21 protein-coding genes are annotated in these 23,187 nt (G+C 69.9%); 11 read left to right on the top strand and 10 right to left on the bottom strand.

The genetic code is table 11. The annotated features are described in order from the left end of the window. Positions 1-150 precede the first annotated feature (150 nt). Together ABD355_RS04040 and ABD355_RS04035 are read left to right on the top strand one after the other, a co-directional pair. On the top strand, positions 151-708 hold the full coding sequence (locus tag ABD355_RS04040; RefSeq protein WP_344398625.1) for a CGNR zinc finger domain-containing protein: 558 nt from the start codon (positions 151-153) through the stop codon (positions 706-708). Positions 709-791: 83 nt separating this feature from the next. Beyond that, positions 792-1,799, top strand: coding sequence for an RNA-binding protein (locus tag ABD355_RS04035; RefSeq protein WP_344398624.1), 1,008 nt, complete (start codon positions 792-794; stop codon positions 1,797-1,799). A gap of 24 nt (positions 1,800-1,823) precedes the next feature. Here the strand turns inward: ABD355_RS04035 and ABD355_RS04030 are convergent, their stop codons facing one another. After that, positions 1,824-3,701: a chloride channel protein gene (locus tag ABD355_RS04030; protein ID WP_344398623.1), complete on the bottom strand. Its 1,878-nt coding sequence runs from the start codon at positions 3,699-3,701 to the stop codon at positions 1,824-1,826. Between the two features lie 245 nt (positions 3,702-3,946). After that, positions 3,947-4,249, bottom strand: coding sequence for a hypothetical protein (locus ABD355_RS04025; RefSeq protein ID WP_344398622.1), 303 nt, complete (start codon positions 4,247-4,249; stop codon positions 3,947-3,949). A gap of 93 nt (positions 4,250-4,342) precedes the next feature. Between ABD355_RS04025 and ABD355_RS04020 the strand changes: the two genes are divergently transcribed. After that, entirely contained in the window at positions 4,343-4,954 is a 612-nt protein-coding gene (locus ABD355_RS04020; protein ID WP_344398621.1) for a MarR family winged helix-turn-helix transcriptional regulator, read from the top strand. Between the two features lie 415 nt (positions 4,955-5,369). Here the strand turns inward: ABD355_RS04020 and ABD355_RS04015 are convergent, their stop codons facing one another. After that, a complete protein-coding gene (locus tag ABD355_RS04015) occupies positions 5,370-6,401 on the bottom strand; it encodes an alpha/beta fold hydrolase (RefSeq protein ID WP_344398620.1) in 1,032 nt (343 codons plus the stop codon). Positions 6,402-6,615: 214 nt separating this feature from the next. Between ABD355_RS04015 and ABD355_RS04010 the strand changes: the two genes are divergently transcribed. From ABD355_RS04010 to ABD355_RS03985, 6 genes are all read left to right on the top strand, one after another. Then, entirely contained in the window at positions 6,616-6,807 is a 192-nt protein-coding gene (locus ABD355_RS04010; protein ID WP_344398619.1) for a hypothetical protein, read from the top strand. A gap of 28 nt (positions 6,808-6,835) precedes the next feature. Then, the gene (locus ABD355_RS04005; protein ID WP_344398618.1) at positions 6,836-8,413 is read left to right on the top strand and encodes a tannase/feruloyl esterase family alpha/beta hydrolase; all 1,578 of its coding nucleotides are present in this window, start codon (positions 6,836-6,838) and stop codon (positions 8,411-8,413) included. Positions 8,414-8,481: 68 nt separating this feature from the next. After that, complete coding sequence (locus ABD355_RS04000; protein ID WP_344398617.1) at positions 8,482-8,928, top strand: Ohr family peroxiredoxin; 447 nt, start codon at positions 8,482-8,484, stop codon at positions 8,926-8,928. Positions 8,929-8,942: 14 nt separating this feature from the next. Next, on the top strand, positions 8,943-9,779 hold the full coding sequence (locus ABD355_RS03995) for an alpha/beta fold hydrolase (protein ID WP_344399038.1): 837 nt from the start codon (positions 8,943-8,945) through the stop codon (positions 9,777-9,779). 308 nt (positions 9,780-10,087) lie between these two features. After that, positions 10,088-11,608: a carboxylesterase/lipase family protein gene (locus tag ABD355_RS03990; protein WP_344398616.1), complete on the top strand. Its 1,521-nt coding sequence runs from the start codon at positions 10,088-10,090 to the stop codon at positions 11,606-11,608. Between the two features lie 132 nt (positions 11,609-11,740). After that, positions 11,741-13,417 (top strand): hypothetical protein, encoded by a 1,677-nt coding sequence (locus ABD355_RS03985; RefSeq protein WP_344398615.1) that lies wholly within the window; start codon positions 11,741-11,743, stop codon positions 13,415-13,417. Positions 13,418-13,432: 15 nt separating this feature from the next. On the opposite strand, the gene ABD355_RS03980 is transcribed toward ABD355_RS03985, so the two are convergent. From ABD355_RS03980 to ABD355_RS03970, 3 genes are all read right to left on the bottom strand, one after another. Then, positions 13,433-14,011, bottom strand: a complete 579-nt coding sequence (locus ABD355_RS03980; RefSeq protein WP_344398614.1) for a DUF6817 domain-containing protein — start codon at positions 14,009-14,011, stop codon at positions 13,433-13,435. Positions 14,012-14,072: 61 nt separating this feature from the next. Further along, complete coding sequence (locus ABD355_RS03975; RefSeq protein ID WP_344398613.1) at positions 14,073-15,152, bottom strand: endonuclease/exonuclease/phosphatase family protein; 1,080 nt, start codon at positions 15,150-15,152, stop codon at positions 14,073-14,075. A gap of 23 nt (positions 15,153-15,175) precedes the next feature. Next, entirely contained in the window at positions 15,176-15,796 is a 621-nt protein-coding gene (locus ABD355_RS03970; protein ID WP_344398612.1) for a M15 family metallopeptidase, read from the bottom strand. A gap of 182 nt (positions 15,797-15,978) precedes the next feature. Between ABD355_RS03970 and ABD355_RS03965 the strand changes: the two genes are divergently transcribed. After that, positions 15,979-17,271: an MFS transporter gene (locus ABD355_RS03965; protein WP_344398611.1), complete on the top strand. Its 1,293-nt coding sequence runs from the start codon at positions 15,979-15,981 to the stop codon at positions 17,269-17,271. 85 nt (positions 17,272-17,356) lie between these two features. Here the strand turns inward: ABD355_RS03965 and ABD355_RS03960 are convergent, their stop codons facing one another. Then, positions 17,357-17,764, bottom strand: a complete 408-nt coding sequence (locus ABD355_RS03960) for a hypothetical protein (RefSeq protein WP_344398610.1) — start codon at positions 17,762-17,764, stop codon at positions 17,357-17,359. A 207-nt stretch (positions 17,765-17,971) separates the two neighbouring features. Between ABD355_RS03960 and ABD355_RS03955 the strand changes: the two genes are divergently transcribed. Next, positions 17,972-19,618, top strand: a complete 1,647-nt coding sequence (locus ABD355_RS03955) for a sigma-70 family RNA polymerase sigma factor (RefSeq protein WP_344398609.1) — start codon at positions 17,972-17,974, stop codon at positions 19,616-19,618. A gap of 29 nt (positions 19,619-19,647) precedes the next feature. Here ABD355_RS03955 and ABD355_RS03950 read toward each other — a convergent pair whose 3' ends face one another. The 3 genes from ABD355_RS03950 to ABD355_RS03940 all read right to left on the bottom strand — a co-directional run bounded on the left by ABD355_RS03950 (position 19,648) and on the right by ABD355_RS03940 (position 23,139). Continuing rightward, positions 19,648-20,430 carry a polysaccharide deacetylase family protein gene (locus tag ABD355_RS03950; RefSeq protein WP_344398608.1) on the bottom strand — a complete coding sequence of 261 codons (783 nt, stop codon included), beginning with the start codon at positions 20,428-20,430 and terminating at the stop codon, positions 19,648-19,650. 402 nt (positions 20,431-20,832) lie between these two features. Then, positions 20,833-21,540 (bottom strand): LuxR C-terminal-related transcriptional regulator, encoded by a 708-nt coding sequence (locus ABD355_RS03945; protein ID WP_344398607.1) that lies wholly within the window; start codon positions 21,538-21,540, stop codon positions 20,833-20,835. Between the two features lie 147 nt (positions 21,541-21,687). Continuing rightward, positions 21,688-23,139 (bottom strand): purine-cytosine permease family protein, encoded by a 1,452-nt coding sequence (locus ABD355_RS03940; protein ID WP_344398606.1) that lies wholly within the window; start codon positions 23,137-23,139, stop codon positions 21,688-21,690. Positions 23,140-23,187: the final 48 nt, after the last annotated feature.

Genomic DNA, 23,187 nt, shown 5'->3' with positions numbered 1-23,187 from the left:
TTGTTCCGAGGCTTGGTGGAGGAAGTGATCAGATGAAGAAAGTACGGCCTGCGGCGCCCTGGCAGCACGGAATCGAAGGCATGGACTTCGGGCCGGTCAGGCCGACGGCAGGATGTTGCACATCCGGATGTCACCCGTCAGTATGGTTACGTGAATCACGCTTTTCCCTGCGGGACGCTTCCTCTGGACTTCGTCGGCACGTTGCGCGCGCGACGCAACGGTGAGCCGCTCGAGAAGCTCGCCACCCCCGAACTGCTCGACGACTGGTTCCTGGAGTCGGGGATGCTCGATCTGGCACCCGGGGCGAGCGAGGCCGACCTCTCCCTCGCAGTGGAGCTGCGTGAGGCGATCTACTCGCTGGTGGCGGCCCGGATCGAGCGGCGGCCGCTGCCTGCGGAGGCCGTCGACGAGGTGAATCAGCAGGCATCGGGTCTCCCTGTGACCGTGCGGCTCGGTCCCGATGGTGCGACCCGGACCGGCACGGCTGCCCAAGGACTCGCCGCCCTCGCCCGTGAGGCTGTCGAGATCATCGGCGGTGAAGAAGCCGCGTTGCTGCGCGAGTGTTCCCGCCCCGAGTGCACCCAGGTCTACCTCGACCGCTCACGAGGCCACCGACGGGAGTGGTGCGCGATGCGAACCTGCGGCAACCGGGTCAAGGCCGCCGCCTACCGGGCACGCCAGCACAGCGCGAAGACTGTGGAGGCATAGACCGAACCGCTTCCGGTCAGCCGTCCGTCGGCTACGGAGCATCTGTCGTTCGAACCCCGTATGCGGGGACCAGGGATGAGGCCGTGCTCGCCTACGCGTACCGTGTCACCAAGTACGACCCCGCTGACCGCAACGACCGGGGGCACTACACCGGTTCCGAGGACACTGCCGGCGACCACGGCGAGGTCGAGGCGGCCTACCTCCGGGCGGTTGCCGCCTTCGCCGAAGACACCGGCATCGATCACCTGGTCGTGCGCGAACCGCAGGTTCCCTCCCTCGCGCACTTCGGGGTCGAGCCTCCAGTGGACGGTTTCGGGCTGGAAGGGCTCTTCCCGTCGGGCCAGGCAGGCTTCCACGACGGCGCAGAGGTGCAGCTCGACATCGCCCTGGAGCTGGTGCGGGTCATGCTGCGGGACAGCGGTGCCTGGTGCCGACTGGAGGCGGAGGACACGTTTGCGGTCCATGTGGGGTGGGATCAGTACCTCTACATCAGCAGCAGCCGGCCTTGTCAGGAAGCGCTCGCCCGTACGCGCGAGCTCGGGCTGTTCCCAGAACGCCTGGACGCCTCCCCGTACGTCTTCGAGACCGAAGAGGAAGAGCAGGTCATCCAGCGGCCCGGCGATGACGACTTCTGGGCCGAGCTGCACGGAGCAGTCGCCGTCGGCCGTGCAGGAATCCTGGAAGAGACGCATGTCGAAGGTGCCTCACGATGGCACCACCTCACCAGCGACACCATTGAACCCGTTCGTGTCGGACTGGCTCCGCGGGCCCGTCTTGCCGTCTGGCCACCCCTTTCCACCGACGTAGACGCTGTCCTGAGAACCCTGCCTGCGGATGGCCTCGTCGAAGGCGTATGGCAGGACGACGACGGCACCATCCGCAGCGCCATCGCCGACGAGCACGAGTTCCCCGAACTGGTCGCCCGGATGTCCCGTGCCCATGCCGCCGCGCTTCTGTCGGTGTATGCGGGTGAACGTGTGCCTCTGTGCACTGCTGTCATGCCCGACAACGACGGAGTTCTGAGGGCTCGTTGGAGGACCGCGCCGACGCCGAGCGACCGCGACTGGGCACTTCGTCGGCCCACAGCGTGAGCGCGGCATCGACGTCCGGCCGGTTCACTCCGCCGTGGCAGGGGCGGTGGCGGTGCGTCGTGGTCGCAGGGTCAGTACCCGTTCGGCATGGTGCTCCTCATGTACGTCGATGCGGCGCGCTTGGAGGAGGTCGCGCAGGCTGACGATGCCCTCGACAACCGCGGTGTGCGGGTCACGGGAGACGATGAGCAGACGGGTGACGCCGTGCTGGGCCATGCGGTTGGCCAGGGTCCGCAGGGTCTCGTCGGGGTGCGCGGTCACCGCGGGTACGGCAAGTCGGGCCAGCGGCGTGGGGTCGGCGGGGTCGGCATGGAGCAGTTGGGAGCGGGTGACCACGCCGGCGAGGTGGTCGTGCTCGTCGAGGACGGGGTAAAGGCGCTGGGCCAGCAGCCGTTCGGGGTCCGCTGCCTGATGAGCGGTGCGCAGCACGGTGGTGGCCGTACCCGCGGTGTCGTCCGCGTGGAAGCTGACCGCTATCGGTGTCTCCAGTTGTCGGACGAGGTGGACTTCGAGCGGGTCTACGGAGTACTCGCGGGTCAGATGCAGGCCACGCCGGGCGAGCTTCTCGGTCAGCACTGATCTCTTCAGGAGGGTGACGGACAGCAGATACGCCGCGGAGGCGGTGATCACCATGGGCACCAGCGCGTTGATCTCGTGGGTGAGCTCAAGGCAGAAAACGATGCCGGTGAGCGGAGAGCGCATGACGCCGCCCAAGACTCCGGCGAGCGAGACGAGCGCCCAGAACCCGGGGCTGACCTGCGGGAAGACCAGGCCCTCGGCAGCTCCGAGAGCGCCGCCGACCATGAACATCGGGGCGAGGACACCGCCGGAGGTGCCCGAGCCGAGGGACAGGCCCCAGATGAGGGTCTTGACGACGAGGATGCCGACGACGAGGCCCACGGTGGCCCGGCCGGTGAGGAGTTGCCCGATGACGTCGTAGCCGACGCCGAGGGCACGGGGTTCGATCAGGCCGCCGACGCCGATGATCGCCCCGCCGATGGCCGGCCACCACATCCAGTGCAGGGGCAGCTTGGCGAAGAGGTCTTCCGAGAGGTAGACGAGCGCGGTGGCACCCAGCGCGAGGAGCCCCGCGGCGATTCCGGCGACTACGCACAACGCGTAGGCGGTGGGGGCGATGCGGGCGGGGACGTGGGCGCCGCCGAACAGCGGGTCGGTGCCCAGGAGCGGACCCCGTACGAGCGTGGCGGTGACGGCGGCGACGGCGACCGGCAGGTAGGAACGGGGGCGCCATTCGAACAGCAGGAGTTCGACGGCCAGCAGGATGGCGGCCAGGGGTGCGTTGAAGGTGGCGGCCATGCCGGCGGCGGAGCCGGCGACCAGCAGCGCCTTGCGTTCGTCGGTGGTGACACGCAGCAGCTGGGCGAGGAGGGAACCGACCGCTCCGCCCGTCATGATGATCGGGCCCTCGGCGCCGAACGGGCCGCCGGTTCCTATCGAGATCGCGGCCGACGTGGGCTTGAGTATCGCGACCCGTGGCTGCACGCGGCTGCCGCCGACCAGGATCGACTCGATCGCCTCCGGCATGCCGTGCCCGCGGATCTTCTCCGAGCCGTACCGGGCCATCACCCCGATCAGCAGACCGCCGGCCACCGGCATGACCAGCAGCAGCCACCTGTGGGCGGTGTCGCCCGGCACGGCCTGGCCGAAGCCCAGCCGCCCGAGGAAGCTCAGGTTGGTGATGAGCGCGATGAGCTTGAGCAGGCCGACGGCCACCAGCGCCGCGGCGGCACCGATGGGCACCGCCAGGGCCGTGATCGCCACGACGCGGGGCGGAACGTGGAAGTCGCCGAGATGAGGGATCTTCACACTCTTGTGCGACTGGTTCCCGGCGGGCTCGGGGTGAGGCGGGTGCTGGGACTCGGCAGGGTGGGATGAGGGCATGGCGGACTCCGGTGTCGGCTGGTGAGCGGTGGGCTGCCGGTGTCAGGGCGTGCCCGGACAGGGGGCGTTCATCGGCATGCACGGGTCGGCGCCCCGGCGAGGCAGCAGGTGGGAACGGGCGGCGCTGCCCGTGGCAGGACGAGAGACGGGGGACGGGAGTCGTCACGGCGGGGCGGTGAGGGCGGCGGTCACCTCACACATGTGCGGATGCGCATCGTCGCGCATCCGCCCTCCCCGCGCTGCTGTCAGTCGAATTGGGGACGGGCGGATCGCACCCGGCCGGGCCGCAGGATCCGGATCCGGAATCCGCGGCACATCCGGCACCTGTTCGAGGTCAGCGGCGAGGGAACCCGGAAGCCTTTCTCGTAGTAGTCCGCGCGCAGGCGGCCCGCACGATCGAGGATGTGCCGGATCTCGTAGGAGCCCTCCCAGCCATGCCCGCACCGCAGGCACACGAACGAATACGCTTCATGTATCGGCTCGGTCTTCAACGTCATCACGCCCTTGTCGCCGGAACCGTCGCGCCCGCGCGGCTCCAGCTTCGTCATGCTCATCGTACCATTGCATTCTGCAATGATCGCAAGGGTGGCGGTGTCGGGCCGGGTCACTGGATCGCCGGACGAAGAGGTGGAGCGGACACGATGACGCGGCAGGATTCCCATGGACCCAGCACCCCTGGCGGACCGCTGTCCCCGGCGGAGCTCGATCAGGAGGCCGAGGAGCTGACCTTGGCCGTCATGGCTGCGTCCAGGCTGCTCGTCGCGATCTCCGCTCGCGCCCTTGCGTGCAGCGACGACTCCCTGACCCTGCCCCAGTTGCGTGCCCTGGTGGTGCTGGACACCTGCGGACCCGTGAAGCTCGTCGCTCTGGCCGCCACCCTGGGCGTCAATCCCTCGACCGCCCTGCGCATGGTCGAACGCCTTGAGTCCGTCGGTCTCACCGACCGCAAGTCCAACCCCGACAACCGGCGCGAGGTCATCCTGAGCCTCACCCCCGCCGGCCGGGACCTCGTGGAGCGCGTCCTCGCGCACCGGCGCACCGAGATCCGCACCCTCGTCCAGCAGCTGCCCGCCGACGCGCGTGGCGGGCTCGTTCCCGCACTGACGGCGCTCATCGAGGCGGCGGACGAGATGGCCGTGGACCCCCTTGACGCAGTGCGACGCGTCGGCGGCCTCATCGACGACCCGCTCAACCCCGCGCCCCCGGACCGCCCTCAGGGGGGACGCCGTCGGCCGAAGGGTCGCCCCGCCTGACCTCGGCCCTTCACTGAGCCGCACGGACAGGGCATTTCTTTGCAGCGGCTCGGAGCGGCGAGCGTGACGGTGTCCAGGGACCGCTCCGTCGCAGCCGGGGACTGGGCGGGCGTTGTCGGGACGGGCGACTGTGCGGGAGCGGCCGGCCCGGGTCGGGCGGCCACGAGGCCGGCGCCGATGGTCGTACTCGGCGGCTTGCCCGGGCGTCCAGCCGGCCGTCTCGGGACGCCCGGGCGCTTCCTTCGGTGAGCGTGGCCTGGTGGACGCGGAGCCCGGCGGCCCGGAGCTGCGCAACGCGCCGGTCCGAAGGGAGCGCCCTCGAAGCACTCGTCGCGAAGGGGCGGGTACGTCGCCCCAAGCGGGAGCGGGCGGTGTCGTACTCCCTCGCGGAGCGTGTGACGGACTGGCCTCCCCGTCAGAGACGGTCGGCGTCGACGACGGCCTGGGCGAAGGCCGTCGGTGCCTCCTGCGGCAGGTTGTGGCCGATGCCGGTCAGCGTCCGATGCTCGTACTTGCCGATGAACTTGTCGCGGTACAGGGAACCGTCGCCGGGCAGGGTGAAGGGGTCCTTCTCGGGGTCGAGGGTGATGGTCGGCACCGCGACGGGCGGTGCCGTGGCCAGCTTCTCCTCGTAGCGGTCGTAGCGGGGTTCGCCCTCGGCCACGCTGAGCCGCCAGCGGTAGTTGTGGATGACGACCGCGGCGTAATCGGGGTTGTCGAAGGCGGCCGCGGTGCGCGCGAAGGTGGCGTCGTCGAAGTTCCAGGTGGGGGAGACGAGGTCCCAGACGAGCCGGGTCAACTGAAGACGGTGGTCGTGGTCCTCCATGGCCTTCTTGCCGCGCTCGGTGGCGAAGTAGAACTGGTACCACCACGTGTGCTCCGCGGCCGCCGCGAGCGGTTCGAGCTGGGCCTTGCGATCGGTGATGAGGTAACCGCTCACCGAGACCAGGGCCTTGACGCGCTCGGGCCACAGCGCGGCGAGGATGTCGCCGGTCCGTGAGCCCCAGTCGAAGCCGGCGATCACCGCCTTGTGGATCTTGAGGGCGTCCATCAGCGCGATGATGTCCAGGGCGATCGCCGACTGCTGTCCGTTGCGGAAGGTGCGGGGCGACAGGAACCGGGTGGTGCCGTGACCGCGCAGGTAGGGCACGATCACGCGATAGCCCTCGGCCGCCAGCAGGGGAGCCACGTCGACGTAGCTGTGGATGTCGTACGGCCAGCCGTGCAGGCACATGACCACCGGGCCGTGAGCGGGGCCCAGTTCGGCGTAACCGACCTCCAGCAGGCCGGCCTTGACCTGTTTCAGCGAGGGGAACGAGGTGTGGGCGCCCGCAGTGGTCGCGAGGTCCGGCGCGGCGCTCGAAACGCCCTGCAGGCCGGCCAGTGAGGCGGCGGCAGCTCCCGTGCCCAGACCCATGGCTGTGTTGAAGGTACGCCTGTTGATCATCTGAAGCCTCCCGTTTATGCGGCCAAGTGCCGCGCAGCCGCCGCGACTTCGACGGCGGGGCGACTCTGGCACACGGTTCGTCACCTGTCAAAGAGGTTACGACGTGAGGCGCGTAACCGATTGGAAGGGTGACGCGTCTTGTGGTCTCGGTCGTCACCTGTCAGAGTGGTTACGCGATCGAGGGCATCGACCGATGAAGAAGTGGAGTTCGGCCATGAACAAGGAACCGTTGACGGACCGGGCCGCGTCGGCACGGCACGCGCGCTACGGAACGCTTCCCGAGCGCATCCGCTTCGAGGACATGACCGAGGAGGTGGACGCGGGCCGCGGCGGCGGGGCCGTCTCGTACAACCCCGAGGGCTCCTGGAAGTACTACTCGTGCCTCGCCCTGGACCTGGGCCTTTAGCAGTCCGTTCGTGATGACAGGAAAGCCAATGAGACGAGTTCTGATCCTTCTCGCGGCCGGAGTGCCGCTGGCGGCGGCCTTATGCCTGCCGGCCGACGCTTCTGCGGACAGCCGAGGCTCTGCCTCCGCCCCCTTCAACTGCTCGACCGTTTCCGTGCAGGCGCCGGCCGGCACCGAGGTGGAGTCCGTGACGGTGACCCGCCAGGAGGGCGGCACGGTGAACGGGACCGGGATCCTGGGCGGTTCGGTCTCCGGCGTACCGGCCTACTGCGAAGTGACCGCCACCCTCACCCATCCTGGCGACGGCGACCACGCCAAGGTGCGGACATGGCTGCCCGCGCGGGACTGGAACGGCCGTTTCCAGGCGCTCGGCGGCAGTGCCTATGCCGCCGGGGACAACGACGTGGGCCTGGCAACAGCGGTCAAGAACGGCTATGCCGCCGCAACCACCGACGCAGGCGTGGGTGACGTCCTGGACACCGGCTGGGCGTTGAACAGCAAGGGGCAGGTCGACACCGCGCTGCTGAAGAACTTCGCCGACCGCTCCCAGCACGAGATGGCGCTCGTCGGCAAGCAGGTCGTCGACGAGGTCTACGGCAAGGCAGCCTCCTACTCCTACTGGAACGGCTGCTCCACCGGCGGACGCCAGGGCTATATGGAGGCCCAGCGCCACCCGGACGACTTCGACGGCATCCTCGCCGACGCACCCGCCGTCAACTGGGACGAGTTCGAGGTCGCCACGCTGTGGCCGCAGGTGGTCATGAACGAGGCGAAGACCCGCCCGAGCATCTGTGAGTTCAACGCCTTCAACCGGGCCGCGCTCAAGGCCTGCGACAAGCTCGACGGCATCAAGGACGGCCTGGTCTCCGACGCCGAGCGGTGCACTTACGATCCCCGCAGCCTGATCGGCACCAAGGTCGTCTGCGCCGGCAAGGAGGAGACCGTCACGGCGGCCGACGCAGCCGTGGTGCGCAAGATCTGGGACGGCCCGCGGACCACCTCGGGCAAGAGGCTCTGGTACGGCCTGCCGGTCGGCGCCGACTTCACCTATCTCGCGGGCGACGCCCCGTTCTCCGTGCCGGCCGCCTGGGTTGCGTCGTGGGTGAAGAAGCAGCCCTCCTACGACACCTCGAAGCTGACGTACGACCAGTTCACGCAGGTGTTCCGGCAATCGCAAGAGGAGTACGGCAAGCTCATCGGCACGGACGACCCGGACCTGTCCGCGTTCCGTGACGCCGGAGGCAAGCTCCTCACCTACCACGGTCAGGCGGACCAGCTGATCCCCACGCGGGGCACGGTCGACTACCGCGAGCGCGTCGAACGGAGGCTGGGCGGCTCGCACCGGGTCGACGACTTCTACCGCCTCTTCCTCGCTCCGGGCACCGCCCACTGCGCACTCAGGGGCTCGGTGGACGACCTGGCGGCTCTGACCAAGTGGGTCGAGCAGGGCAAGGCACCCGCAACGCTCACCGCCTCCCTCACCAACGCCTCCGGCCAGTCACTCACCCGCGACCTGTGCCGCTACCCCCTGATCTCCCACTACAAGGGGCAGGGCGACCCGGCCGACGCGGACAGCTTCCGCTGCGTCCCGCCGCACCGGCGCTGACCGGCCTCGCTGCATCAACCGTTCAGCCCGTCTTCCCGACACATCCCGACCCAAGATGGGGACCCTTCATGGCAGTCAGCTACACAGCCGTCGTCAACGTCACCGGACAGGGGCGCAACGGCGGCACCGTCCGCTCGCAGGACGGCCTCCTCGACCACAGCCTCGCCATACCCAAGGAACTTGGCGGCGCGGGCGACGCCACCAACCCGGAACAGCTCTTCGCGGCCGGCTGGGCAGCCTGCTTCCTCGGTGCGCTGCGTCGCGCCGCCGCCACCCGCAGGATCAAGCTCACCAGCACAGCCATCACCTCCGAGATCACCCTCACGCACGGCGACGACGGCGAGTTCACCCTGTCCGCCACGCTCAACCCCGTCCTCGGCGGTGTCGACGAGCACACCGCCCGGGAGCTCGCCGAGGCCGCCCACCAGATCTGCCCGTACTCCAAGGCCACCCGCGACAACATCCCCGTGACGATCAATGTGGCCACGACCGCGGAGAAGGGTGACGTGCAGTGAAGGCCGACAAGGGCATGAAGCGTGCGCGCGGACGGCGGTTCGCGACGGTTGCCGCCGCGACGGTCCTCGCGGGCGTCGTGGCCGGTACGCTCGCCGCCACCGCGAACGGTGAGCCCCGGCCCGCCGCGCAGGACCGGCAGGCCAGGCCGACCATCGTCCTGGAACACGGCGCCTTCGCCGACGGCTCCAGCTGGAACGGCGTGATGGAAAGACTGCAGGCCGACGGCTACTCGGTCGTCGCGGCAGCAAACCCGCTGCGCGGCCCGCACAGCGACGCCACCGCTCTGCGTACCGTCCTCGACCACATCAAGGGGCCCGAGATCCTCGTCGGCCACTCCTACGGCGGCTCGGTGATCAGCGAGGCTGCCGCCGACGACCCCCAGGTGAAGGCGCTGGTGTACGTGGCGGCCTTCCTCCCGGCGCCCGGCGAGAACGCCCTCGGTCTGACGAACAAGTACCCGGGCTCCACTCTCCCCGACGCCCTCGACCCCGTTCCGTACACCAATGCCGACGGCAGCACCGGAACCGACCTCTACATCCAGCAGGACAAGTTCCGTCACCAGTTCGCCGCCGACGTCCCCGCGAACCAGGCCGCCCTGATGGCGGCCGCCCAACGGCCCATCGCCCAGGCGGCGTTGGAGGAGAAGGCCACCGTCGCCGCCTGGAAGGGCAAGCCCGCCTGGGACATCGTCACCACCCAGGACCTGAACATCCCTGCCGCCGTGCAGCGATTCATGGCCCGGCGCGCCCACGCCCACACCATCGAGGTCGCCGCTTCGCACTCGGTGGCCGTCTCACATCCCCGTCTCGTCGCCGAGGCCATCGAAAAGGCGGCACGGGCCACCCGCTGAGGCTCTCACCGCCGACGCACGCGGTTGTTCCGCCGGCCCTTTCGGCGGCGGAGCAACCGGCAGTCCCGCGGTGTCCGTCCCGACGACGGCCGGGCTCACGATCCGGCTGCCGGTCACCTTCGCCCCGGCTCCCGAGCACCGAGCGGTTGACCCCCGACGTGGCCGGCGGTCCACCAGATCGCCCCCATAGGGGCCGGTGTGCTGTGCCCCCATGGGCAGAGTTCGCCAGGTGAAGTGTGCTTCACTGATGTCCGGCAAAATCGCGCACGGACCGGAGGCCGCCGAGTGGCGGTGCCTGAGGAGCCATCATGAGCAGTGCTGAGTTTCCAGAGGCCGACACCGCCGCGGGCGCGGTGCGCGGCCGCCGTGAGAAGGGCCTGGCCGTCTTCCGCGGCATCCCGTATGCGCAGCCGCCGGTGGGCGAGTCCCGCTTCGCGGTGCCGCGGCCGGCGGTGCGCTGGGACGGCGTCCGGGAGGCGTTCGCGTTCGGTCCGCCGCCCCCGCAGGAGCCGCTCGGACCCGACGCCGAGCCCGTCGGCACGCTCCCGGCCGGTGACGACTGGCTGACGGTCAACGTCTGGACGCCGGAAGCGGACCCGGCGGCGCGACGCCCGGTGATGGTGTGGATCTACGGCGGCGCCTACAAGTTCGGCTCCGCCGACGACCCCGCCTACGACGCCGGTCGTCTGTCACGGGAGGGCGAGCTGGTCGTGGTGACCTTCAACCACCGCGTGGGTATGGAGGGTTTCGCATGGATCGAGGGCGCCCCGGCCAACCGGGGGCTGCTCGACCAGGTGGCCGCCCTGGAGTGGGTGCGGGAGAACATCACGTCCTTTGGCGGCGACCCGGAGCAGGTCACCGTCTTCGGTGAATCGGCCGGCGCCGGATCCATCGCCGCGCTGATGGCCATGCCGCGCGCCCGGGGTCTGTTCCGGCGGGCCATCGCGCAGAGCGTGCCGGGCACGTTCTTCTCGGACGCGCTGGCCGCGGACATCGCCGAGGCCCTCGCGGGCGAGCTGGGGCTGCGACCGACGGTGGCCGACCTGTCCGGTGTGGACCCGCGCAAACTGACCGGGGTGGGGGCCGCCTTGAGCGCCCGGATGCGCGAGCACCTCCACCGGTGGGGCCCGGTCGCCCTCACCCCGACCCCGTATTCGCCGGTCGTCGACGGCGAGATCCTCCCCGCGGCGCCATGGGAGGCACTCGCGGGCGGATCCGCACGGGACATCGAGGTGATCGCCGGGCACACCCGGGACGAGTACCGGCTCTTCCTCCTGCTCGCCGGACTGCTCGGCCAGGTGGACGACAATCTCGCGTCGACGGCGCTGGCGCTGTTCGGCCCCACGCCGGACGCCGGGCAGGCTTATCGGGCCGCCTTCCCGAGGGCCTCCGCGGAGTCCCTGTTCGAACTCGTCCAGTCGGACTGGCTGTTCCGCATGCCCACGCTGCACCTCGCTGAAGCGCAGGTGGCGGGCGGCGGCCGGGCGCACCTGTACGAACTCACCTGGTCCGCGCCGGCGAACGGCGGCGCCCTGGGCGCCTGCCACGGCCTGGACGTACCCCTGACCTTCGGTGTGTACGGCGGCCTGGGAGCCATGCTCACCGGACCCGTCCCCACACCCGAGACCGAGGCACTCTCCGCCCGCATCCGCTCGGCCTGGACCACCTTCGCCACCACCGGTGACCCGGGTTGGCCCGCCTACGACAACGAACGTCGTCTCGTCCAACTCCTCGATGCCGAACCCACGGTGGCCACCTACCCCGAGGAAGCCTCCCGCCGGCTCTGGGAGCGGCACACGTTCGCTCCCCTGGGTCTGGCGACGCCGTAACGACGTCTTGAACTGATCGGGCGCGCCCGAACCGACGACCTCAACCGCCGTGCTTCAGGGCGGAGTTCATGCACACTTGCTGATGCGTCTGAACTTGCTGTGTCACCGGGATCAGCGGCCGGAGGTTGTCCAGTGGCCCTGGAAGACCCGCGCGAAACCTCATGGGCCCAGGTCCCTGAGGGCATCGAGGCTGTGATCGGCCGCTGGGACGACGCGCTGGCACATGTCTCCGACGAGACGGCGGCACAGCGCACCGTCCGCGACCATCTCGTGGACTACGTGTTTCCGCAGGGCGGTGGCTCCCCCCAGGAGCGCGCAGAGTTCCTGTTCCTGATCATGCAGCGCCTGGCGCAACTGGGGCGGGCCGGTGACGGCCTCACCGTCCTGGAGTGGATCGCGGAGTTGTACGCCGGCCACGCCGACCCCGATGTGGCCGTCCCCGCGCTCATGGCCCTGACCGACGCGGCCGTGGCACTGGCAGCGCACGACAAGGACCTGGGCCAGGCCGTCGCGGTCCTGAACCGGGCGGCGGACCAGGTTGCGCCGCAGGCTCACGTGACGATCCAGCGAGCAGCGTCCCGAGCGCTCGCCCATGGAGCTCTCCTCATCGGCACGACCCGGGCTGCCGACGGGGACCGGGCTGTCAGGCAGCAGGCCGAGCCGTGGCGCACGATCCTCGACCGCTGGTCAGGGAGCGGGGACGTGATTCTGCGCTGGCGGCTCGCCCAGGCGCACTTCCATATCGCTCTGGCCCACCTGCTGTTGGGAGAGGACGCGTCGGCCGACGACCGGTTCGCCAGTGCGGCGGCACAGTGGAACGGCCTCGCCGTCGACCCCGACGTGACCGGGGAACTCGACACGGAGTACTTCGCCCGGGGCCGGTACGCGCGCCGCATCCTCCGCGCCGTGGAACTCCCGGGCCAAGCGGCGAACCTCACCGCAGAGCTGTTGATGAGGCCGACCGCAAACCGGTGGGAGAGGGGGCGCGAGCGCCATGAGGCGAAGAAGCTCGTCCGCGCCGCGCAGCACCGGCACCGCAGGTCGGTCGGCGAAGTGAAGACCTGGTGCTGCTGCGGACAGCCCTTTGCGCTGCTCCTGCGCAACTTCGGCCTGTTGGAGTGGACGGTCCGTCAGCCGGGGGCGGACTACGCGGGCGGACCGGGCTTCCACCAGGTTCAGACGTTCACGTATCAGCGTCGTGGCGATCACGTGGTGCGAGAGCTGGGACGTGAGGTGCCCATCGTGCAGGTGGCCACCTCGGACTCGGCAGGACTCGAACTCGACTCCTGGCGATTCCACGGCGAGCCCCTGGCCCAGGCCCAGCTGTACCTCTCGAACGACAGCTGGTTCGAGACGGTGACTCACCTGATCACCCTCGCCGAAACCATCGTCATCTGGGCCGAGGGCATGACACCGGCACTCGCGCAGGAGATGGCTGCCGTACGCGCCCAAGGCCGCACCCAGGACGCGGTCGTCCTCATCGAGAAGCTGGACGACGACCCCGCCCAACGGGCCCCGATCGCCTTCGCCCTGGCGCAACAGATCGTCGGGGAGGACAGCGACGACCACGATGCCGTCCGGTCCCTGGCGAACGATCTGATGACCCAGGTCAGAACCTCACGTGAGCAACTCACCCCTGAGTCCCCGCCCCTTGCCGGATTCCCGCATGTGGTGGACCTCCGCCAGGCCCCCGAGTCGGCCGGCGCGCAGCATCCGGCCGTCCTGGCCAGGCGGCGGCATCACCAGGAGCTCGGGGAGCTCGCCTGGGACGAACGGATGGCGCGTCTGTCGAGCCGACTCGGCACCTGACCACGGCTGCGGAGACTACGGCAGGTGCCCCAGTTGCCGGTCGACGGCGTCCTGCGCGGCGGGGGACAGCAGTGTGCCGGCGCGTTTGAGGAAGCCGTACAGCCCGGGGCCGTGCTGCTCGGCCAGTTCGGCGTTGTGCGCCAGTACGTCGAGTTCGTTGGCGGCGGTGATCTCCAGGAACGCCCTGAGATCGGCGGGGGAGGGCTGGTGCTCTCGGCCGGTGAAGCGGTCCCGGAAGGTGACTGCCGCGGTGCCGTCGATCCGTGGATAGACGGTGGCGCGGTCGCAGCCGGCGTACAGGTGCACCAACGCCTCTGCCGACTCACCGATCAGGGCGACGAGCGTTGCGCGTTCGGTGAGCGGCAGCAGAGCCGTGGCGAAGCCGTCGGTTCCGTAGGTCGCGTGACACAGTCCCGCTGTCTGGACGTCGGGGCCCGCTCCCCACGCGGCCAGCAGCTGCTGGACTCGCAGCAGATGCTGGAGCAGGGTGCCGCCCGGATGAGGCAGTCGGTCGGCTCCGTGGCCGCGCAGGAATTCCTCGATCGCTGCCTGAGTACTTCCCCCGCTCGGGGGCTGTCGCCGGGCCGGTGGCATCGTCGGACGTCCTCTCACGCCGGGTGATCTCGCGAACGAGGAGCAGCCTATTGCTCGGGGTTCACCAGCTGATCCCGGCCGCCACCGGCAGGTGGTCGCTGCCGGTGGCCGGCAGCACCCACGAGCTGACCGGCTGCACGCCGCGGACCAGGATCTGGTCGATCCGCGCCACCGGGAACGCCGCCGGCCAGCTGAAGCCGAAGCCGTCCCCGGCCACCTCCTGCGCGGAGCGCAGCCGAGCGGTGAGGCCGGCGAACGCACGGTCGTCCGTGGTGCCGTTGAGGTCGCCGAGCACCACCACCCGCTTGCTCTTCTCGGCGGCGACGGCCCTGCCGAGCAGTTGCGCGTTCCTGTCCCGCGCGTCCGTCGCGAAGCCCGCCCTGGGATTCACCCGTGCGGATCCCAGGTGGGCCACATACACCGCCAGTGGACCGTGATGCGTGGCGACCGTGGTGCGCAGCCCCCGGTTGTAGGCCAGCTTGACGGCGGCCGGTTTGGTGGCCCCCAGCGGCCCGTAGTCCATCCCGATGTCGACCGGACGGCTGTCCGAGAGGGGCAGCTTGCTCCACAGCCCGACCGTGCCCAGCACCGTGTGGTACGGGTACGCCTTCGCCAGCCCCTTCTCGTAGACGCCCCGCGCCTGCGGCGTGATCTCCTCCAGAGCCAGCACGTCCGCGCCGGAGGCGACCAGGTCGCGGGCGGTGCCGGCCGGGTCGGGGTTGTCGGCGCTGACGTTGTGGCTGGCCACGGTGAGGTCGCCGCCCGCGTGGGACTTGTCGCTGAGCATCCCGCCGAAGAGATGCAGCCACACCGTCACCGGCAGCAGCAGCGCGGCCACCGCGGAGGCGGAGCGGCGCCAGAGCGCCCCGGCCAGCAGCACCGGGACGAACACGCCGAACCACGGCAGGAAGGTCTCCACCAGGCTGCCGAGGTTCCCGACCCGGTTCGGGATCTCGGCGTGCAGCAGCATGAGCAGGCCGAGCAGCAGCGCCGACGCCGCAAGGACCGGGCCGCGCTTCCAGGGCTCGGGCCGGGAGCCACGACGGATCGCCCGCCGGATGGAGGCGCTCCAGGCACCGGAGCCCAGGTCCCGGCGGCCGGCACCGCCTTGTCCGGTCTCCGCCGTGTCCACCTGCGTCATCGTCTGTCCTCGCTCACTGCCGGTCACTGCTGCATCCTCGGGTCTTCGGTGGGGTCGGCATACATGGGTGGGCAGCCACGAGCGATCGCACTGGTGCGCAGCTCGTAGTGCCAGGCTTCGTTTCGGTAGATCTGGCACAGTCCGTAGTCGGCGCCGTGCCGGGACAGCCAAGCCGTCGCATCGGAACGGCCGAGGTCGACCGCGTCTCCCGTAACGTGAGGAGAAGTCGCCGCGGTGGCCACCCATCGGGCCGCCTCGTTCGCGGATCCGTACGTGGCGACCGCCTGGCGAAGCAGCTGATTCTGGTACGCCTTCGAACGCCAGCCGCTGTTGACGTAGAAGGTCACTCCGTCGTGCTCGGCAGCCGACGCCGCTCGGCGCAGTGCCTGGAGCAGATCCGGATCGAGCTTGGCCACCGCCGGAATCGTGTCGTCGAAGACCGTCACACCGTTCGGGACGAGGCCGTCGGCCTCGCCCAGCGCACCACTGTGCTCACCGCCATGAGCATCCGAAGGCAATGCGGCCGACGGAGGCGAAGGTGACGACGAGGACGAGGACTTCGGCACCTGGTGACCGAGGACTGCGGTGATCACCGCTAAGACGACCATCAGGCCGACGACAAGCAGCCCGCGCGTTCGAGTCATACGACCAGTCAAGGCAGCACGGTGTTGCCGGCACGTATGTGGTTTTCGATATGCCGACGACATGCACCGGCTCGGAGCGTAAATGACGTGCGTCTGCGGGAGGTTGAGGACGAACCTTGTCCGGCAAAAGCCATCGGGGGCCACAGCGGGCGTCCCCGTCTTCGGTCGTACGAGAGGTCCGTGTGCCGTTGTCTTCCTTCGCCGTATCCGATTCCGGCCGACGTGCTCCGTCAAGTCCGTGGCGGGACGGCGACTTCCGCCGGCTCTGGGTGGGCCAGACGGTCTCCCAACTGGGCGAGCAGACAAGCCTGGTGGTTCTGCCGCTCCTTGCCGTCCTGACGCTCGACGCCGGCGCCGGTCAGCTGGGCGCCCTGCGCGCGGCGGGCCAGGCGCCGATCCTGCTGCTGTCGCTGTTCGTCGGCGCCTGGGTGGACAGGTGGCGGACCCGTACGGTGATGGTGCTGACGGACGCCGGTCGGGCCCTGGCACTGGGCGCCGCCGCTGTGACCGGCCTCCTCGGATGGCTCGGCCTGCCGGAGCTGCTCGTGGTCGCCGTCGCCGTCGGGGCGCTGTCCGTGTTCTTCGACATGGCATACCAGGCGTCTTTGGTACGGCTGGTGGAGCGCGATCAGTTGGTTCGGGGCAACAGCGCACTCGAGGGCAGCCGGTCCGCTGCGCAGATCGGCGGTCCGGCCCTCGGCGGCGCGTTGGTGTCCCTGTTGTCGGCGCCGATCGCCGTCGCCTCCAGCGCGGTGTTCTTCGCCCTGTCCTTCCTTTCGATCCGACGGATGGGGCGCCGCGAATCGGTCCCGGAACGCCCGGAGGGTCCTCCGCGGCTGTGGCGGCGCATCCAGGAGGGCCTGCGCTTCGTCGCCGGCGACGCCTTGCTGCGGACCGTGTGCCTCGCGTCAGCCGCCTTCCAGTTCTTCTTCGCGGCGGCGATGACCGTCTATCTGCTGTTCCTGCCACGGGACCTGCACCTGTCGGGCACCGCGATCGGGTTCGCCCTCGCGGCGACGGGGCCGGGCGCGCTCCTCGGCTCGCTGCTGGCCGCCCGTCTACCGCGCCGCTTCGGATACGGCCCGGTGCTCGTGTCCGCGGCAGCGCTCGGCGACGGCGTGTTCCTGTTCGTGCCCGTACTGCACGGTGCCCCTGCGGTGACGGTTCCCGCGCTCAGCGCGCTCAACTTCGTCTTCGGGACCTTCAGCCAGCTGGTGAACGTCACGGTCATGGCCGTACGGCAGACCGTCACTCCGGACGGCATGCAGGGCCGCGTGGCCGCGACGATCAACTTCGTCGGCATGGGGATGACCCCGCTCGGCTCCCTGCTCGGCGGCTTTCTCGCACAGGCGTGGGGCACGCACACCAGCCTCCTGGTGACCGCCGCAGGCATGCTCCTGTCGCCGGCCCTGATGGCCCTCTCCCCACTCGCCCGCCTGGGACCGCAAGGTGCTCACGTCGCCAATGACGCTTGAGGAAGACGAGGAGGGCGGAGACGGAACAACCCTCTCCGCCCAGCGGTACGAGACCGCACGTCATGTCCAAAAGGTCGGTCGCGGACTACGCATGCCCGAACCAACTGCCGCCCCACACCGCGCGGGTTCCCGCGGGACAGGTCAGACGGAAGTCCCACCGGCCGGAGTAGGAACGCCGGAACTCATGGCGGCCGTCGGTGCAGTCCACATACACCGGGTACGTGTGGCTGTCGCAGGTCAGGTAGACGTTCCGGTTGCCGTCGGTGCGCCCATTGAAGCAAGCCACGCCGAGCTCGCTCTCCTCCGGGGAGGAGGCGCGCTGCACGAAGTCGAGCAGCGAGTGCTCCAGCGGGGCGCTCTCCTCGATGGTTCGCCCGTCGACGTTGGTGGCCTGGGCCTGCGCATCGCCGGACGTGCCCGCAGCGCCGGCCGGCACGGACGCGCCTGCCAGCGCAGTGACAGCGATCGCCACAGTGGCTGCAACGTTCCTCATGGACGTCAAGTTCTCCTCCACAGAAGGGACAACTGGCTATAGATGCAACGGAAGGTAGCGAATTACTCACGGCACCTCCAGCCAGACATCCACCGGAACGCCACTGGTTGACTGAGCATGTGTCCGAAGAACTGTTATCCGAGAGCCACCCACCGGTCTCCCAGGTATCGGGCAGGATCGTTCGGCGTCGAGGACGGGACAGTTTTCATGGGTACACAGCGCACGGTGGAGCCGGCGGCACTGGTCGCCGCCGCCCGAGGGGGCGACCCGGAAGCTCAGGACGCCCTGGTCAGTGCGTACCTCCCGCTGGTCTACAACATCGTGGGGCGGGCGCTGAACGGCTCGGTCGACGTCGACGACGTGGTGCAGGAGACCATGCTGCGCGCCCTGGACGGACTGGGCGGTCTGCGCACCCCCGAGAGTTTCCGTTCCTGGCTCGTGGCGATCGCGATGAACGAGATCCGCAAGCACTGGCAGGACCGGCAGTTCGCCCCGGGCACCGTGGAGGAGGCCGAGGAACTCGCCGATCCGGGCGCCGACTTCGTGGACCTCACCCTCGTGCAGCTTCAGCTCTCCGGGCAGCGCCAGGAGACCGCGCGCGCCACTCGCTGGCTGGAGCCCGACGACCGGGGACTGCTGTCGCTGTGGTGGCTGGAGTGCGCAGGCGAGCTGACCCGCGCCGAGGTGGCTGCCGCCCTGGAGTTGTCGCCGCAGCACACGGCCGTACGGGTGCAGCGGATGAAGGCGCAGCTGGAGGCGGCCCGTGTGGTGGTGCGGGCGCTCGACGCGCAGCCGCCGTGCCCGGAGCTGCGCGGCATGCTGGGCACCTGGGACGGGCGGCCCTCGGCGCTGTGGCGCAAACGAATAGCCCGGCACGCACGGGGCTGCGGTCGGTGCTCCGGCCTGTGGAGCGGGTTGATGCCCGTGGAGGGGCTGCTGGCCGGGCTGGCACTGGTTGCCGCGGCGCCCTCGCTGCTGACGGGCGTGCGCGCCGCCTGCGGAGGGATGGCCGAGGCCGGGATGGCGTTGCCCGGCACGGGGCCCCGGCCCTCCGAAGGCCGCACAGGATCGGGCCCGGAAGCCGGACATCGTGCCGCGCGCGGGCGCGCGGGATCCCGGAGCGAGGTGCGCCGACGCCGGCGCAACCGGCGCAGGGCCGTCGGCGGAGCGGTCGTCGCGGCCTGTGTGGCAGGCGGCGGGCTCTGGTACCTCGGCACGGGCCCCGGGACCGGCAGCGAAGGGGCGAGCGCCGAGCACACCGCGGGCGCCCCCGTCGCGGACCTGTCGGAATCCAGTGCCGTCGAGACACCTCCTACGGCCTCGACGTCTCCGTCTCCGTCCGCGTCACCGGCGAAGAAGGCGAGCGCGTCCAAGAGCCCGCGCCCCGCGAAGAAGGACGCGTCGGCTCCCCGCCCCTCCGCTCAGCCCTCGCGGACGGCGACCGGCACACCCGAGGCGGCGGCGACGCCGTCCGGCACCGCCGCGCAGGTGGTCGCGCTGGTGAACAAGGAGCGGGCGGCGAACGGCTGCGGTGCGCTCACCGAGGACCCGCAACTGGAGAAGGCCGCGCAGGGCCACTCCGACGACATGGCCGCGCGCCACTTCTTCGACCACACCAACCCCGACGGCCTCGACCCCGGGCAGCGCATCACCGCCGCGGGCTACCAGTGGTCCACGTACGGGGAGAACATCGCCCAGGGCCAGCAGACGCCTCAGGCGGTGATGGAGTCCTGGATGAACAGCCCCGGCCACCGCGCCAACATCCTCAACTGCTCGTTCAAGGACATCGGCGTGGGCGTCCACGACGGGTCGGGCGGGCCGTGGTGGACGCAGGACTTCGGCGCCAAGCTCTGACGGGACAGAGGCAGTTGCCCGGCCGGGGTTCAGCGCACCGGGAAGCCGAAGGAGCGCCCCTGCTGCTTCAGCCAGGGCAGGACTTCGCGCAGGGCGGCCACCGTCTGGGAGCGGTCTCCCCCGGCGTCGTGGAAGAGGATCGTCGGGCCGTTGGACAGCTCCCTCTTGACGGTGGCGACGATGGCGGCGGTGCCGGGGCGTTCGAAGTCCTTGGAGTCCACGTTCCAGCCCAGCGGCCGCATCCCCTGCGCGGCGGCGAGGTTCCTGCTGTAGGGCGTGAAGGCACCGCCCGGGGCCCGGTAGTACAGCGGCCGGACGCCCCCGGAGGCCTTGGTGATCATGTCGGCGGCGTCCAGGATCTCCTTGGACTGGTAGGAGTTGGGCTTCTTGTCCATGGTGGTGTCGTGCGACACGGTGTGGTCGCACAGCCGGTGCCCGGCCGCCACCACCGCCTTGACCAGGTCCGGGTGCGCCTGGGCCTGAGTGCCGACCATGCAGAAGGTGGCTTTCACGCCGTAGTCCTTGAGCACCTGGAGGACCTGCGGTGTCCAGACCGGGTCCGGCCCGTCGTCGATGGTGATGTTGACGCCCCGGGCGCCCTGGTCCGAGGCGTGGACGATGCTCATCGCCACCGGGGTCGTCCGGCCGGCACCGGCCGCCGCCGAGGAGGGGTGGGCCGAGGCGCCCGAGTGCCGGTCGCTGGAGGGGCCGGCCTGCGCGGTCCATACCGAGGTGGCCGCCGCCACCGCCGTCACCCCGACCGCCGCCGCGAATACCCGGCCGTACCATCCCCGCCCGCCATGCCGCGCCATTTCTGCCCCGCCCTAGTCATTCCGGTGTTGCTTGTGCATCTGTCAGGACGGCGAAAGGTTGCTCCGGGATCCGTCTGTTACTGATCACGGACAATTCCGCGGAAGTTCCGAGACGCACAACCGGCGCATAGGGGCGGAGCAGGGGCGATGCATGCGCCGGGGAGCGGGTTCTGCAACCCGCGGGCGGGCTTGACTTGGCCGATGTCGCGCGTGGTCGACTTCGCACGCCGAGTTCGAGGCGCGGCTCGGTGCGCATGAAGGTGGCGTACTCGCCGTGGCCACGCGCGGAGGGCGGCTGACTGCGGAAGCAGGGCGAGTTCACCCGGCTCACCGTCAACGGGGCGGTTGCGTACCGGATTTCCTCCCGATACCTCGCCGCAGTCGACAGTGCAGAGCGCCTCCTCAGGCCGCCGGCCGGATCAGCCCGGACTCGTAGGCGAACGCCACCGCCTGGACGCGGGCGCGGGCGCCGATCTTGGCGAGGATGTGGCTGACGTGGGATTTGACGGTGGTGGGGGCGATGGACAGTCGTACGGCGATCTCGGTGTTGGACCATCCGGAGGCGACGGCGGTCAGGACGTCGCGTTCGCGTTCGGTGAGGGTGTTCAGTCCGAGCTCCCGCCCCGCGGGACGGGAGGTCGGCTGTTCGCGGACCGCTTCGATGAGCGCACGGGTCAGGGCGGGGGTGATCGCCGCGTCTCCGGCGGCCACCACGCGGATGGCCGCGGTCAGTTCGTCCGGGGCGGCGTCCGTGAGGAGGAATCCGGCGGCCCCGGCGCGGAGGGCGGCATAGGCGTGCCTCTCCTGCGGAGTCGAGGTCAGAACCAGGACGCGGGGAGGGGGTCCGCCCGCCGTGGCGTTTTCGGAGGCCGCAAGGAACCGCGGGAGGTGCGCGGGACGGGCGATGCGCCGGATGGCTTCGATGTCGTCGGTACCGGCGAGGTGGCTGTCCATCAGGACGACGTCCGGACGGAGCGCGGAGCACAGGCCGACCGCCTCGGCTGCGCTCGCGGCTTCGCCGATCACACTCAGGTCGGGCTCGGCAGCCAGGAGCATGCGAAGGCCGACGCGTTGCAGGGACTGGTCGTTGACGATGAGTACGGAGACCATGTCTGTCCTTCCCGCCTCTAAACGAAACGGTTTCGTTCACTTGGAGGTCAGAATAACCCTCTGTATTAGCGAAACGGCATCGTTCTCCTTATGGTCTGGGTCACATCTCACGACCGTCTTGGACGGACGCCGCTTCCCGGGGAACGGTCAGGGTTCGCGGTGCTCGTGGGCCGCCTGCTCCAGCGCCTCCGCCTCTGCCTCGGCCAGCCGCTGCTCGGCCTCCACGTCGATCGAACGGGTCAGCAGCCAGTAGAGCGCCGCGGCCACCGGCAGTCCGATGAACAGCGAGATGTCGGCTCCGTCGAGTGCGTGGGCGACGGGGCCGGTGTAGAGGGTGCCGACGGAGAAGAAGGGGATCATGACGGCGAAGCCCACCAGATAGGCGATGATGCCGTGCCAGCCCCAACGGCCGTAGATTCCACGGGGGTTGAAGATCTCGGCGATGGCGTAGTGACCGCGTCGCACCACGTAGTAGTCCATCAGGTTGACCGCGGTCCACGGGATGAACAGGTACAGCACCAGCAGCAGGAAGTTGTTGAAGTTCTCAAGGAAGTTGGAGGTCGCGGCCAGCGCGCCGACCAGGGAGAGCGCAGCGGTCAGCCCGATGGTCACCAGCCGCACGCCGAGCGTCGGGCGCACCCGCTTGATCGAGTCGATCGCGCTGATGAGCGTCAGCGAGCCGCCGTACATGTTCAGCGCGGTCACGGAGACCAGGCCCAGGACGGCGAAGAGCAGCACGATCGCGCCGAACCCGTTGAAGATCTTGTCGCCGGCCGCGTTGATCGACTTGATCGTCTCGAAGTCCTTGCCCGCCCACGCGGCGAGCAGCGCCCCGAGGACCATCAGCCAGATGCCGCCGAGCGCCGAACCGAAGTAGGTCCAGTAGAAGGTCTTGCGGACGGTCACGCCCGGCGGGAGGTAGCGCGAGTAGTCGGAGACGTAGATGGCCCAGCTGATCTGGTAGCCGGCGACCACGCCGAACTGCGCGAGGAACGGTGTGGCCTTGAAGGCGCCGAGGTCGAAGGAGCCCGCCGGGTAGTGCAGCGTGACCAGGACGCCCACGGTGAAGATCCCGAAGACCACCAGGAAGGAGTACGTCAGGAACTGCTCGGCCTTGTGGATGACGTCGTAGCCGACGAGCGCGATGACCAGGGCGACGGCGGTGACCACGACCACCCACAGCTTGACGCCGCCGTGCACCGTGGTGTGCATCGCCTCACCGGCGAGGATGGTGTTGAAGACGTTGAAGCCCGCGTACTGCACATAGGCGAACAGCCACACCAGCAGGGCGCCGACATAGCCGAACTGGGGCCGCGACTGGATCATCTGCGGGAGGCCCAGCTGCGGGCCCTGGGCCGAGTGGAAGGCCATGAAGAAGGTGCCGAGGACGGTGCCCGCCACGATCGCGATGAGCGACCAGATGAGGTTGCCGCCCTCGGTGATGCTGATCAGGCCCACCGCGAGGGTGGCGATCTGCGCGTTCGACATGAACCACAGGGGGCCCAGATGCCACAGCTTGCCGTGGCGCTCGTCCAGTGGGACGTAGTCGATGGAGCGGATCTCCAGGCCTGACACCCGCGGTTCCGACGAAGTGGTCACGGCACCCTCCAGCGTGATGACCCGCCCCTGTGGCCGGATTCATTCCCC

The sequence above is a fragment of the Streptomyces longisporus genome (assembly GCF_039532765.1).
Lineage (GTDB): Bacteria > Actinomycetota > Actinomycetes > Streptomycetales > Streptomycetaceae > Streptomyces > Streptomyces longisporus.
The sequence above is the reverse complement of the archived record's forward strand: the minus strand, read 5'-3'. Positions and strand labels throughout refer to the sequence as shown.

What these genes read in the sequence shown, in the direction of transcription:
- ABD355_RS03970 (WP_344398612.1), bottom strand. Translation starts at nt 15,796, where the DNA reads ATGACTCGAACGCGCGGGCTGCTTGTCGTCGGCCTGATGGTCGTCTTA.
- ABD355_RS03955 (WP_344398609.1), top strand. Translation starts at nt 17,972, where the DNA reads ATGGGTACACAGCGCACGGTGGAGCCGGCGGCACTGGTCGCCGCCGCC.
- ABD355_RS03960 (WP_344398610.1), bottom strand. Translation starts at nt 17,764, where the DNA reads ATGAGGAACGTTGCAGCCACTGTGGCGATCGCTGTCACTGCGCTGGCA.
- ABD355_RS04020 (WP_344398621.1), top strand. Translation starts at nt 4,343, where the DNA reads ATGACGCGGCAGGATTCCCATGGACCCAGCACCCCTGGCGGACCGCTG.
- ABD355_RS03975 (WP_344398613.1), bottom strand. Translation starts at nt 15,152, where the DNA reads ATGACGCAGGTGGACACGGCGGAGACCGGACAAGGCGGTGCCGGCCGC.
- ABD355_RS04010 (WP_344398619.1), top strand. Translation starts at nt 6,616, where the DNA reads ATGAACAAGGAACCGTTGACGGACCGGGCCGCGTCGGCACGGCACGCG.
- ABD355_RS04025 (WP_344398622.1), bottom strand. Translation starts at nt 4,249, where the DNA reads ATGACGAAGCTGGAGCCGCGCGGGCGCGACGGTTCCGGCGACAAGGGC.
- ABD355_RS03980 (WP_344398614.1), bottom strand. Translation starts at nt 14,011, where the DNA reads ATGCCACCGGCCCGGCGACAGCCCCCGAGCGGGGGAAGTACTCAGGCA.
- ABD355_RS03945 (WP_344398607.1), bottom strand. Translation starts at nt 21,540, where the DNA reads ATGGTCTCCGTACTCATCGTCAACGACCAGTCCCTGCAACGCGTCGGC.
- ABD355_RS03995 (WP_344399038.1), top strand. Translation starts at nt 8,943, where the DNA reads ATGAAGCGTGCGCGCGGACGGCGGTTCGCGACGGTTGCCGCCGCGACG.
- ABD355_RS04015 (WP_344398620.1), bottom strand. Translation starts at nt 6,401, where the DNA reads ATGATCAACAGGCGTACCTTCAACACAGCCATGGGTCTGGGCACGGGA.
- ABD355_RS04000 (WP_344398617.1), top strand. Translation starts at nt 8,482, where the DNA reads ATGGCAGTCAGCTACACAGCCGTCGTCAACGTCACCGGACAGGGGCGC.
- ABD355_RS03990 (WP_344398616.1), top strand. Translation starts at nt 10,088, where the DNA reads ATGAGCAGTGCTGAGTTTCCAGAGGCCGACACCGCCGCGGGCGCGGTG.
- ABD355_RS04030 (WP_344398623.1), bottom strand. Translation starts at nt 3,701, where the DNA reads ATGCCCTCATCCCACCCTGCCGAGTCCCAGCACCCGCCTCACCCCGAG.
- ABD355_RS04005 (WP_344398618.1), top strand. Translation starts at nt 6,836, where the DNA reads ATGAGACGAGTTCTGATCCTTCTCGCGGCCGGAGTGCCGCTGGCGGCG.
- ABD355_RS03950 (WP_344398608.1), bottom strand. Translation starts at nt 20,430, where the DNA reads ATGGCGCGGCATGGCGGGCGGGGATGGTACGGCCGGGTATTCGCGGCG.